The sequence below is a fragment of the Clostridioides sp. ES-S-0123-01 genome (assembly GCF_020658415.1).
In the GTDB taxonomy this organism is placed as follows: domain Bacteria; phylum Bacillota; class Clostridia; order Peptostreptococcales; family Peptostreptococcaceae; genus Clostridioides.
This window is the reverse complement of record NZ_JACVWD010000002.1, coordinates 562,896-576,312: the sequence shown is the minus strand read 5'-3', so window position 1 is coordinate 576,312 and position 13,417 is coordinate 562,896. Positions and strand designations below refer to the sequence as shown.

The following is a 13,417-nucleotide window of genomic DNA, read 5'->3' as shown; positions in this document are numbered from 1 at the left end:
TATTGGTAAAAATAAAAAAGGTAAAGTTTTCTGTATTAAAAATTAAAGTAATTTAAAGTAGTAATATAGAAAAAAATAATAATATAGAAAAATAGTATGATTAACAAAATGTGGAGGAATACAGATGAAAGATTATGTACTAAGAGCGACATCAGGAAATGGTCAAGTTAGAGCATTTGTTGCAACTACTAGAAATACAGTAGAAGAAGCTAGAAGATTACATGAAACTACAAAAGTAGCAACAGCAGCACTTGGTAGAACATTAACAGCAACATCTATAATGGGATTGATGATGAAAAATGACAGTGATAAATTGACTGTAATAATAAAAGGTGGTGGACCAATTGGAACTATCATCGCAACAGCAAATTCTAAGGGGATAGTAAAAGGCTATGTAGGAAATCCTCATGTAGAAGTTGAAGATTATCCAAATGGAAAGTTGAATGTTGCAGCAGCAGTGGGAACAGAAGGTGTTGTAAAAGTTATTAAAGACTTAGGTCTTAGAGAGCCATATAATGGAACTTATCCATTAGTAAGTGGAGAAATTGCAGAAGACTTTACTTATTACTTTGCAGTGTCAGAACAAACTCCATCAGTGGTAGCTTTAGGTGTTCTTACAAAAGAGGATGAAGTTGAGTTTGCTGGAGGCTTTATAGTTCAATTAATGCCAGATGCAGAAGAAGAAACTATCGCAAAATTAGAAGAAAATGTAGCTAAATTACCTTCAATAACTAATATGTTAAAGGAAGGAAACTTACCAGAAGATATATTAAATAGAGTTTTAGATGGTTTAGAGCCTAAAGTACTTGATACTTGTGAAGTTGGATTTGAGTGTGAGTGCTCAAAGGAAAGAGTGAAAACTGCTTTAGTGGCAATAGGGAAAAAATCTTTGGCTCAAATAATAGAAGAAGATAAACAGGCAGAAGTTGGATGTCAGTTCTGTAACGAGAAATATATGTATAGTGAAGAAGAGTTGATTGAAATTTTAAAGGAAATGTAGAATAAAATGAATGTGGAATATTAAAATAGTAGCATTAATAGTGAAATATTAAAATATCAGTATTAATATAGAAATTTAAATATAATTCATTAAAAATAAGAATTATATGTTAAAGATGTTAAGAAAGAAATCTAAGATATGTTGAGAAAGATAAACTTAATAAATTTTAAGAATTAAAGGGCTTTCTAATTGCAGTATTTGTAATATTGCGATTGGAGAGCTTTTTTAGTTTATTGTGCCTTGTGTCAAAGATTGTATAAAGCTACAAATTATTGTAAAATAATTTGTGTATTTTAACCTATTTACAACAAAAATTTACAAGATATTTGAATTGATAAAAAGGAGAAAATTTTAAGAATGGAAAACAAAAAAAAGCACATAGTCATAAGTATATTAATACTGTTTATGATATTTATAATGGCTATTAACCTTAATGGTAAACTTGAGACACCTATTCCACAGAGCAATAGCAGAAAATTTAAATCTAATGCTGTATTTTACCCACAGCATCAAGATGATGAAGTCTTATGGGGAGGAAGTGCTATTGTTAATGCAATAAAACAATGTGGAACTGATAATGTATATGTTGTGTTGGTATCAGATGGCTCTGGAGTGAACGTTTTTAGAGCTAATACTAAATTTAGAAATTTAACTAGGAAGCAAAAGGAAGAGCTTAGGAACAATGAATTTAAGTCAGCACTAAAAGAGCTTGGAGTAAAACAACAAAATATAATTATACTTGCTGATATAGATAAAAAAGAGGGGACACATTATAAGTTAATGGAAAAGACAATATTAGATTTTGAACATAAATTTAAGGGTGATGTCACTCATATAGCTCATCATTATAAGTACGATGACCATATAATGCATAGAAAAAATGGTGCAGTTTTAAAGAAGCTTAAACGTGAACGTAAGATAAAAGATGACTTGTATTTTATAAAACCAAAATATGTAAAGTACATACCAAGAAATGAAAGAGCTATTTATAAAGCAACTAATTTTAATGATTATAGTAAGGTCAAAAGTGCGTGTTATGAATATAAGGTTGTAAATTCAAAACGAAAAATGTATGGTATAGGGTATATCTCAGCACATAGCTATTTTGAAAACCTTTTAAATGACCCTGAACTTACGTCTGTGTTAAGTGAAGATTAAAGTAATTTAGATAAAGGTATCTTAAAAATATTATTTACTAATGATAAAAAAGTATTTGAGGATAATAAGAATATATTATGATTAGACAAGGTTTAGTATCTCAGTTATGATTTTAAAAATCATTTTGAGGTACTTTTTTTATGCTCTTAATAAGTTTATATAGACTTTTTATATGAAATTTTAAACCCTACAGTATACAACCAAGGGATAGGTCACGTGCTATAATTTGCTATAAAAACAATTTAGGAGGTTAAAGTATGGGTAATGAATTTATAGTTTTAAAAGGATGTAAGGAAAATAATCTAGATAATATTTCATTAAAAATAGCAAAAAGAAAAATAACTATATTTACAGGTGTATCTGGTTCTGGAAAATCATCTATTGTTTTTGAGACAATTGCAAAAGAATCACAACGTCAATTAAATGAGAGATTTAGTACTTTTGTAAGAAGTTTTTTACCTAAGTATGGAGAAGTTAAAGCTGATTGTATAGAAAATTTATCAACACCGATTATTATAGACCAAAGTAGACTTGGAGGTAATTCAAGGTCAACCTTAGGTACTATCACAGATGTAAATTCCTTTTTAAGGGCTTTATATTCTAGATTTGGAAGCAAGCATATAGGTAATGCTAACATGTTTTCCTTTAATGATGTTAATGGTATGTGTCCAGATTGTCATGGGCTTGGGAAAAAACTAATACCTAACATGAAGCATATTCTTGATATGAATAAATCGCTAAATGAGGGTGCTATTTTGCTTTCAGGTTTCGGAGTGGGTTCTTGGCACTGGAATATATTTGCCGAATCAGGATACTTTAATATTGATAAGAAAATATGTGATTATTCAGAGAAAGAGCTGAAAAAATTTTTATATGGTGAGCCAGAAAAGATTACAGTAGAAGAAACTGGAAAAATAAATATGACATATGAAGGCTTAATGGTTAAGTTTAATCGTCTATATCTAAGTAAAGAAGGAGAAATTTCTGAGACTACTAAGAAAAAATTGAGTAAACTCCTTATAGAAGACAAGTGTCCTGTTTGCAATGGAAGAAGACTTCATGAAAGCGTATATAAATCTTTAATTAATGGCTACAATATTGCAGACTTGACAAGTATGCAACTTGATGAATTAGTTAAGGTTATTAAAGATATAAATGAGCCAGAAGCACAACCTCTACTTAAAGGAATACTAGAAAAACTAAATAACATCATAGATATAGGTCTAGGGTACTTAACTTTAGATAGGGAAACATCATCACTATCAGGTGGAGAATCTCAGCGTGTAAAGATGGTAAAATATTTAAATAGTAACCTTGTAGATTTGATGTATATTTTTGATGAGCCAAGTATAGGTCTTCATCCAAGAGATGTTTATAAATTAAATAATCTTCTAAGAAAATTACGTGATAAAGGAAATACAATTATAGTTGTTGAGCATGACCCAGATGTTATTAAAATTGCAGACCACATTGTAGATGTAGGTCCAAAAGCTGGTAGGTATGGGGGTAAAGTTGTATATGAAGGAAGTTATGAAAAGTTGCTTTCAAGTGGGACATTGACAGGAAATGCCTTAAATAAAGCTCTTTCTATTAAGGAAAATGTAAGAGAACATAGAGGATATTTAGAGATTAAAGATTGTAATAAAAACAATTTAAAAAATATATCTATAAAGATACCTAAAGGTGTATTAACTTTAGTGACAGGAGTAGCAGGAGCTGGTAAGAGTACATTAATTAAACATGAATTTTTAAAGCAAAATACAGATGCTGTATTAATAGACCAAAGCCCTGTATCAGCTAATTCTAGGTCAAGCTTAGCAACATATAGTGGAATTATGAACGATATAAGAAACAGTTTTGCAAAAGTAAATGGTGTTAAAGCGTCTTTGTTTAGCTCAAACTCAGAAGGAGCTTGTGATAATTGTAAAGGCTCTGGAACAGTACAAACAAACCTTGCATTTATGGAAAGTATAAAAAGTACTTGCAATATTTGTGAAGGAAAAAAATTTAAAAAAGAAGTTTTAGAATATAGATTTCAAGGGCAAAATATAATAGAAATTCTTGAAATGTCAGTTTCAGATGCGATTGAATTTTTTAGTCTAAAACAGATTAAAAAGAAATTACAGTGCATTGAAAAAATGGGAATCGGATACCTTACTTTAGGGCAAACTCTGGATACATTATCTGGAGGAGAGTGTCAAAGATTAAAGCTTGCTAATGAATTAAATAAGGAAAGTTCAGTGTATATATTAGATGAGCCGACAACAGGTCTTCATATGGCTGACATTGAAAATTTTATAAGTATAATTGAAGAGATTGTAGATAATGGAAATACAGTTATCATAATTGAACATAATATAGATATAATTAAAAGAGCAGATTGGATTATTGATATGGGTCCTGAGGGAGGGACAAAAGGTGGGAAAGTAATCTTTGAAGGAACTCCAAAACAATTGTCTAACAATAAAATATCGCTAACAGCAAAATATATAGTATAATAAATAAAATACAATAAATATAGATGATATATGAGTAAATATAATGGGTATATAATATGATAGTTAAGTTTAACAATAATAAATAATATGATAAATATTCAAATTTAATTAAATATAGTGTCAGAAATCCGTTTAAATAGCAAGTTTTTAACGGTTCTGACATTTTTTATTATTTTCATGAAGATTGACAAGGTAGGATTTTCTATTAGTTACTTTTTAGTGTCTACTTGAAAGTTTTATATTATGACCTTAACATGTAATTTATGGAATAATTTACTTAGTGTAGTAAGATGCAATCTATAACTAAACTATAATTTTATAATTTGAATCTTATTAAGTAAAACTCATAAAAGGAGTGTAAGTAATGCTAAACGATATGCTAACGCTATTATCTGAAAGAAGTGATTTTTTTATAAAACTATCCATCGAACATTTGACAATTTCTATTATTTCTATAATAATTGCAATTGTTTTAGGTGGTATAATTGGTATCATTGTAAGTGAATTTCACAAGTCTTCTAAGCCCATCTTGGGGACTATCAATTTTCTATACACTATACCATCTATTTCTATGTTAGGTTTTTTGATACCATTATCTGGAATTGGAAATACTACAGCTGTTATTGCTCTTACTATATATGCATTATTACCTATGGTTAGAAATACATATACTGGAATTACTAACGTAGATAAAAATATACTTGAAGCAGCGAAAGGTATGGGAAGTACAGACTTTCAGATACTATATAAAATAAAACTTCCACTAGCCTTACCTGTTATTATGTCTGGGATTAGAAACATGGTTATTATGACAATTGCATTGACTGGTATCGCTTCATTTATAGGTGCTGGTGGTCTGGGGGTAGCTATATATAGAGGAATCACAACAAACAACACAGTAATGACAGTCACTGGAAGCATTCTTATTGCTCTATTGGCTTTGTTATTTGATTTTATTCTAGGATTAGTAGAAAGATTTTTACAAAGAAAAAGAAAAAAGAAAAATAGGAAAAAAGTATTTGCCATTCTAGGAAGTCTTATCCTCATAACAACTATCTTTACATCTTATTTTTTTAACTCTGCAAAGACTCAAACTATTCATATTGCTACAAAACCAATGACTGAACAATATATTCTTGGTGAAATGTTGGATATTTTAATTGAAAAAAATACAGATTTAAAAGTAGAAATTACACAAGGTGTAGGCGGAGGAACATCCAATATTCAGCCAGCTATGGAGAATGGAGAATTTGATATTTATCCAGAGTATACAGGGACAGGATGGAATATGGTACTGAAGAAAAATGAATTATACACTGAAAATATGTTTGAGAAATTACAATCTGAATATAAAACTAAACTTAAAATGCAGTGGACTGGGATGTATGGTTTTTCTAATAGTTATGCGTTGGCAGTCAGAAAAGAAATTGCAGATAAATATAAATTAAAGAATATCTCAGATTTGAGAGATATATCTTCTAAATTGACATTTGGTGCAGAGTATGATTTTTATGAAAGAGAAGATGGCTATACTCCACTATGCAATACCTATGACTTACACTTTAAAAACACAGTTGATTTAGATATTGGACTTAAATATCAGGCAATCAATGAGGGAAAAATTGATGTAATGCCTATATTTACAACTGATGGTCAGTATAGTGTTTCAGATGTTGTAGTTTTAAATGATGATAAAAGCTTTTATCCATCTTATCAATGTGGAAATGTTATTCGTTCAGAGGTGTTAGAGGAACATCCAGAGCTTTCAAAAGTATTCCAGATGGTTAAAAATATTTTAACTGATAAAGAGATGGCTAAATTGAATTACGATGTAGAAAATAATAATTTAGAGCCTAGAGAAGTTGCACATGAGTTTTTGAACAAAAAGGGACTTTTATAATTGGAGGAAATATAATGACACCTATTATACAATTTAAAAATATTGAAAAACAATATAATGATAAAACAATCATAAATAATCTAAATTTAGATATAGAAAAAGGAGAATTTTTAACTGTTATTGGGTCATCTGGAAGTGGAAAAACAACACTTCTAAAAATGATTAATGGTCTTATTTTGCCAGATGGAGGAGATATTTTAATTAATAAAACAGACATTAAAAATGAGGACTTAATTAAATTAAGAAGAAAAATAGGCTATTGTGTGCAGGGAAGTGTTCTTTTTCCTCATATGACTGTTGAAGAAAATATTTCATATGTGCCAAATCTCCTTAATCGAAAAAATAAGTTAGAGATAAAAAATGCTGTAGACAAATGGATGCAAATCGTGGGATTACCAAATGATATGAAAACAAGATACCCATCTGAATTATCAGGTGGTCAGCAACAGCGTGTAGGGATTGCACGTGCTTTAGCTTCTTCGCCAGAAATCTTATTGATGGATGAACCTTTTGGAGCTGTTGATGAAATTACACGAAAACAGTTACAAAAAGAGATAAAAGAAATTCATAAAAAAACAGGAATTACGATTATCTTTATTACACATGATATTTATGAGGCCTTGATTTTGGGTACAAAAACTTTAGTATTGAATCATGGAGTCATTCAACAATATGATACTCCTGAAAATATTTTAAATGCTCCTGCGAATCAATTTGTAGACCAATTACTGAATGTAAAAAAATCTATAACAAGTTATGATGACTTAAAAGAATAAAGTTAATCCAAAAATTAAATTATGATAATACTGAAAAGCTATTGACCTTGAGTTAACTTTAAGTCGTATACTAAAAATGTAAGAATAGTTAAGCAAGGCATAGGAGGTATTAAATATGGATAGAGAAAGAGATTTAGGTACAGGAGCAGTTTTCCCTATTGGGGAAGAGAACAAAGCATTTGCACAGTATTTTACAGGAGAATGTTATTTAAATATGCTTACTACTAAGGGTGTGGGAATTGGTAATGTGACTTTTGCTCCTTCTACAATCAATTCATGGCACATACATCATAAGGGTGGACAGATTTTACTTGTAACTGGAGGTAGAGGATATTATCAAGAGTTTGGAAAATCAGCTCAGGAATTGCATGCAGGTGATGTAGTTAATATACCACCAGATGTAAAACACTGGCATGGAGCTGCACCAGATAGTTGGTTTCAGCATCTAGCTGTAGAAGTACCAGCAGAGGGAGCCTTCAATGAATGGTTGGAGCCTGTATCTGATGAAGACTATGGTAAACTAAAATAGAATATTTATAAACTTATAAAAAATGAAGAGTGTATATTAGTTAAAATTACTAAATATACACTCTTTTTATTTTGAATTAATGAAAATTTAAGATAATAATAGTTTTTTAGAAAATAAAATTAGTATAATAAAATAGGAAACTCAATGATTTAATGTGTATAAAAAATATGGAGGAAATAAAATGGAAACTATAATGGTTGTAGAAGATGATATTATGCTTAATAATGGTATATGTTTTAACTTACAAAGTGATGGATTTCGAGTTGTACCAACATATAGTCTAAAAGAAGCTAAAGAGAAATTTGAGAAAGAAAAAATAGATTTAATGATATTAGATGTAAATCTTCCTGATGGAAATGGATTTGACTTGTGCAAAGAAATAAGAGCTAGTTCAAAAGTAGGTATTCTGTTTTTGACAGCATGTGATATGGAATCTGATATTGTAAATGGATTTAAGATAGGAGCAGATGATTACATAACAAAGCCATTTAGTATAAACATATTGATACAAAGAATAAAAGCACTGCTTAGAAGATGTAATGTTGAAATACAAGAAGAGGTCTTATTTGAGGGAGAATTTGAATTTAATTTTGATAATATGACTGTAACTAGAAATAGCGAAAATATAATCCTTTCACCTATAGAATATAGAATTCTAAAGAAATTGGTGCAACATAAAAATGAAATAGTTACAAGACAAGCATTGATAGATGCAATATGGGACAATGATAGTGAGTATATGGAAGAACATGCATTGACTGTAAATATAAATAGATTGAGAAAGAGAATAGACCAGAAAACATCAAAGCATAAGTACATAAGAACTATTTATGGAATAGGTTATATGTGGGTTGGTGAACAAGATGAAAAATAATAAAAGTTTAAATAAGAACTATTACAAGAACATTTCTATTATATATTTCATAGTGTCATGTTTATCCTTAATAATAATAAGAATGCAAACTAACAAAATTTTATATGTGCATCCTGACTTAGCTGAATTTATTGTAAATATTAATTGTATAATTTTAATTTTTATATTTACTATGTTTTTTATATCGTTATTTTTTGTATATAAAATAAGAAAAGACATAGTTGAATTTAGTAGTAATATCATATATAACATAGATGAATTTATATCGGGTAATAAAAATATGCACTTTGATTTAAATAAAGATACTTTAACTGCAAAAGTTCAAAATAAAATTAAATATATGATAGAGGTTATGGAAGTTAAAAACAGCAAGTATTCAGAGGAAAAAGAAAATATAAAAACTTTAATATCAGATATATCGCATCAAATAAAAATACCAATAGCTAATATATCTATGTATAATGAGACTCTAATACAAAAAGAGTTAGATAGAAAGAATCAAGTATTGTTTTTAGAAAACATGCAAAGTCAGGTAAATAAATTGGACTGGTTGGGAAAAGCACTTATAAAAATTTCTAGGTTAGAAACTGGTATTATATCTTTGAATACGACTAAAAGCAGAATAAGTGATACTATTGCAAGTGCATTAAGTGGAGTGTTTTTAAAATTAGAAGAAAAAAATATATTACTAGAAATTGATTTAGATGATAAAATTGAAGTTTGTCACGATAAAAAGTGGACTAGTGAAGCTTTATTTAATATTATAGAAAATGCAGTAAAGTATACCAATGAGGAAGGAAAGATAAGTATAAAGACTGATAAAATGGATATATTCACTAAAATTATCATAAGTGACAATGGAATGGGTATAGATGAGAGTGAAATAAACAATATATTTAAAAGGTTCTATAGAAGTAGAGAAGTTGGGAATATAGAAGGTATTGGAGTTGGATTGTACTTAGCAAGAGAAATTATAAATAAACAGAATGGATATATAAAAGTAGATTCTCAAAAAAATATTGGAACTACATTTAATATTTATATGAAAAATTAGACTTAGCATTTATTTAAAATTGATGTTTATAATATATAACTTGAAAATAAAATCAAAAATTCTTAGAAGTAGTGTATATAGTGTTTATTAGATAACATTATATGCACTATTTTTAGTTTCACTTCAATAAATATCACAAAATATCTCGAAATTGTTATAATTCATATCTAAAATATAACAGCACTGTGAGGATTGGATAGGGGCTTACATGATAATATCTAAGTAAGGAATCAATAAGCGTGAAAGTTTAATATACAATTAAAAAATATATAAAATAAAGTAAGAGGGAGATTTGATTATGAAAATACTGGAGACTAATAATTTAAAAAAATATTATGGAAAAGGTGAAAATATAGTAAAAGCTTTAGATGGAATAAATATAAGTATAAATAGAGGGGAGTTTGTAGCTATAGTTGGGACTTCAGGTAGTGGAAAAAGTACCTTGTTACATATGATAGGGGGACTTGATAGAGCAAGTGATGGAAAAGTAATTGTTGATAATAATGATATATTTGCTATGGATGATGAAGAACTTACAATATTTAGAAGACGTAATGTAGGCTTTATATTTCAAAATTATAATTTAGTTCCAATACTAAATGTTTATGAAAATATAGTATTACCTATAGAACTTGATGGATGTAAAATAGACACTAAATATATAGATGAGATAATAGAAGTTTTAGGATTAAGTCAAAAAGTGGATGACCTACCAAATAATCTATCAGGAGGACAGCAACAGAGAGTAGCTATTGCAAGAGCTTTAGCAACAAAACCATCAATAATACTAGCTGATGAACCAACAGGTAATTTAGATAGCAAAACAGAACAAGATGTGCTAGGACTTTTAAAAGTTACTAGTAATAAGTTTAGCCAAACTATAATTATGATAACTCATAATGAACAAATTGCTCAAATGGCTGATAGAATTATAAGGATTGAGGATGGAAAAGTTGTAAATAGAGGTGAGAACAATGTTACAGAATAACAATAAGGAAATTATAAAAAAGTTAAGTAATAGAAGTTTCAAAACAAATAAAATGAGAAATATAGTTTCAGTGCTTGCAATAGTATTGACAACAGTTTTGTTTACATCATTGTTTACAGTGGGATATAGTATGTTGGACGCTTTTAATAGTTACAAAGCTATGGAATATGGGACAAAGAACCATGTTCAATTTCAAGCTTTAAGTAATAGGCAAATTGAAATTATAAAAAAAGATAGTTCAGTAGACAAAAACAGTATTGGAATAGTAAAAAACATAGCAAGTTTAAAAAATCCAGAGTTTTCAACTCAGACAGTGAATTTAACCGTTTATGATAAAAAAAGTCTTGAAAATGCTGCAAATGTAGAGATGATTGAAGGGAGTTTACCAAAAAATAATGATGAAATAGTCATGCCTACAAAGATATTAGATATGTTAGATATACCTCATAAAATAGGTGCTGAAGTAAAATTAATAATTCCAAAAACTAAAGATGGGGTACTAACTAATGAAAAAGAAACGTTCAAATTTAAACTAGTTGGATATTTTGAATACAAAACAGCTACAGCAATACCTCTTCATGATGTATTTACGAGTGAAGCTTTCTATGATAATTACAAAAAAACAAATGAAGTAGCTCCTACAAGTGTATCCTTTAATTTTTTTAATGATAAAGATTTGCAGTCTAAATTTGATAAACTAACTGAGAAAATCCAACCTTATTCAGGAAAATCAACTATAAATCCTATATATTTAAGTAAACAAGCAACTACTTTCAAAGAAGTTGTTAAAAATGTATTACCAATAATATTAATTGTAATGCTTATACTTTTAAGTGGATATTTATTAATTTATAATATTTTTTATATTTCAGTTGTTAAAGATATAAAATATTATGGATTATTAAAAACAATAGGAACATCTCCATATCAATTAAAAAAATTGATTATTAAACAAGCTAATAGATTATGTATAATAGCTATACCAATAGGTTTATTATTGGGATTTTTAATAGGAATAGTGTTTGTTCCTCTAGTTGGTAAGTTTATGGATGGATTAAATAAAACTGCATTTGAATATTTTAATCCGTTAATATTTGTATTTGCCGTTGTATTTTCATATGTAACTGTTAGATTGTCATGCAAAAAACCTGCTAAGATTGTAAGTTCTGTATCTCCTATAGATGCTGTAAGATATAGTGATAAAAGTAATAAGATTAAACGTAAGTCTAAAAGAGGGAAAAGTGGTTCTAAAATTCATAAGATGGCATTTGCAAATGTGTTTAGAAATAGACGCAAAGCTATTTTAGTTTTAGTTTCTATGTCACTAAGTTGTATAATATTTTTGACTGTATCTGCAATTATAAGTAGCTCTAATCCAGAAAGAGCTGCTGAAGGTATGATGTTAGGGGATATAGAAATACGTCATGGACTTGCAGACACTGCTAAATCTGAAGATAACGAAGTTGCTCCAATTGACGAAAATCTTATAAAAGATATTAAGAATCTTGATGGAGTGAGTAATGTAAGTAAGGTGTACAAGGATTTAAGTTATATAGTTTATGAAGGAGATTTAAAAGATGAGATATTGACTCAAAAAGTAGATGAAGAATATAAAAAGCAATTTCTTCAGGGCAGAGACCCAAAAGAAATTGCAGAAAATAATGGTTTTTTAGCCTCAGATACAGTTGGATTATCTTCAGGTAGATTATTAAGTAAACTATCAAAAAACAATATTATATATTCTCAAAAGAATTCTAAAATACTGTCAGGTTCTATAGATGAGAAAAAATTTGATGAAGGTGGATATGTAGTAATTACTGGACATGAAGGAAGTAAAATAAAAGCAGGAGATAAAATTAAGTTTAGATATTTAAAAGGAGATACTATAGGGAAAGGATATATAGATAAAGAGTTTAAAGTCATGGCAGTTTTTGATGGTGCACAAAATTTTAATATGGGGATGTACATTAATGAAAATGACTTTAAAAATATGGTTATAAAGCCATATATAGAAAATCTGGTAATTGATATAAATGGTGATGTGAAGTCTGTTGAAAATAAAATAAATAATTTGAATAAGAAATACAATAATCCATATACAAAAGTTTATTCAAAAAATATCTATATAGAAGAGGCAAGAGAGAGTCAAAAGGTTATAAAGATTGTAGGTATGAGTGCGGTATTTATAATAGGATTGATTGGAGTGCTAAACTTTATAAATACTATGATAACAAATATAATGTCTCGTAAACAAGAGTTTGCAATGATTGAGGCAGTAGGAATGACAAGAAAACAGCTTCAAAGAATGATAATGCTTGAAGGTTTTTATTATGGGGTGATAATAACTATTGTAAATCTTACTTTTGGAAGTATCGCAACATTTTTAGGGTTTAATATTATGAAATTAAGATATTCTGTGTATGCTTATCCATTAGGGGCGCTTATAATAAGTATATTAATAGTATTTTTGATAACGTCTATAGTGCCTTTAATAGTTTATCATAATGTTTCTAAGGATAGTATTGTTGAAAGAATTAGGAAAGCTGAATAATAATTAAATATAATAGAAACTGAATAATGGTTAAATATAATTCAAGCTAAATAATAATTAAATGTAGCATAAAAAGATATTTTTTTATA

At 28.3% G+C, this 13,417-nt stretch carries 10 protein-coding genes; all 10 read left to right on the top strand.

Annotated elements, in window-relative coordinates; translation table 11 throughout:
- The first annotated feature begins 124 nt into the window (after positions 1 to 124).
- Positions 125 to 1,000, top strand: a complete 876-nt coding sequence (hslO, locus tag IC175_RS06075) for an Hsp33 family molecular chaperone HslO (protein ID WP_227433730.1) — start codon at positions 125 to 127, stop codon at positions 998 to 1,000.
- A gap of 357 nt (positions 1,001 to 1,357) precedes the next feature.
- A complete protein-coding gene (locus IC175_RS06070; RefSeq protein ID WP_227824468.1) occupies positions 1,358 to 2,158 on the top strand; it encodes a PIG-L family deacetylase in 801 nt (266 codons plus the stop codon).
- A 257-nt stretch (positions 2,159 to 2,415) separates the two neighbouring features.
- Complete coding sequence (locus IC175_RS06065) at positions 2,416 to 4,656, top strand: excinuclease ABC subunit UvrA (protein WP_227851283.1); 2,241 nt, start codon at positions 2,416 to 2,418, stop codon at positions 4,654 to 4,656.
- Between the two features lie 364 nt (positions 4,657 to 5,020).
- On the top strand, positions 5,021 to 6,556 hold the full coding sequence (locus IC175_RS06060; protein ID WP_227433733.1) for a glycine betaine ABC transporter substrate-binding protein: 1,536 nt from the start codon (positions 5,021 to 5,023) through the stop codon (positions 6,554 to 6,556).
- Positions 6,557 to 6,570: 14 nt separating this feature from the next.
- A complete protein-coding gene (locus tag IC175_RS06055) occupies positions 6,571 to 7,332 on the top strand; it encodes an ABC transporter ATP-binding protein (RefSeq protein ID WP_227481883.1) in 762 nt (253 codons plus the stop codon).
- 115 nt (positions 7,333 to 7,447) lie between these two features.
- Positions 7,448 to 7,861 carry a cupin domain-containing protein gene (locus IC175_RS06050; protein ID WP_227846211.1) on the top strand — a complete coding sequence of 138 codons (414 nt, stop codon included), beginning with the start codon at positions 7,448 to 7,450 and terminating at the stop codon, positions 7,859 to 7,861.
- Between the two features lie 181 nt (positions 7,862 to 8,042).
- The gene (locus IC175_RS06045; protein ID WP_227824465.1) at positions 8,043 to 8,735 is read left to right on the top strand and encodes a response regulator transcription factor; all 693 of its coding nucleotides are present in this window, start codon (positions 8,043 to 8,045) and stop codon (positions 8,733 to 8,735) included.
- Positions 8,725 to 9,789 (top strand): sensor histidine kinase, encoded by a 1,065-nt coding sequence (locus IC175_RS06040; protein WP_227835090.1) that lies wholly within the window; start codon positions 8,725 to 8,727, stop codon positions 9,787 to 9,789. Before IC175_RS06045 ends, IC175_RS06040 begins: the two co-directional genes overlap by 11 nt.
- A 298-nt stretch (positions 9,790 to 10,087) precedes the next feature.
- A complete protein-coding gene (locus IC175_RS06035; RefSeq protein ID WP_227433738.1) occupies positions 10,088 to 10,777 on the top strand; it encodes an ABC transporter ATP-binding protein in 690 nt (229 codons plus the stop codon).
- Complete coding sequence (locus IC175_RS06030; RefSeq protein WP_227824463.1) at positions 10,764 to 13,328, top strand: ABC transporter permease; 2,565 nt, start codon at positions 10,764 to 10,766, stop codon at positions 13,326 to 13,328. Before IC175_RS06035 ends, IC175_RS06030 begins: the two co-directional genes overlap by 14 nt.
- Positions 13,329 to 13,417 lie beyond the last annotated feature (89 nt).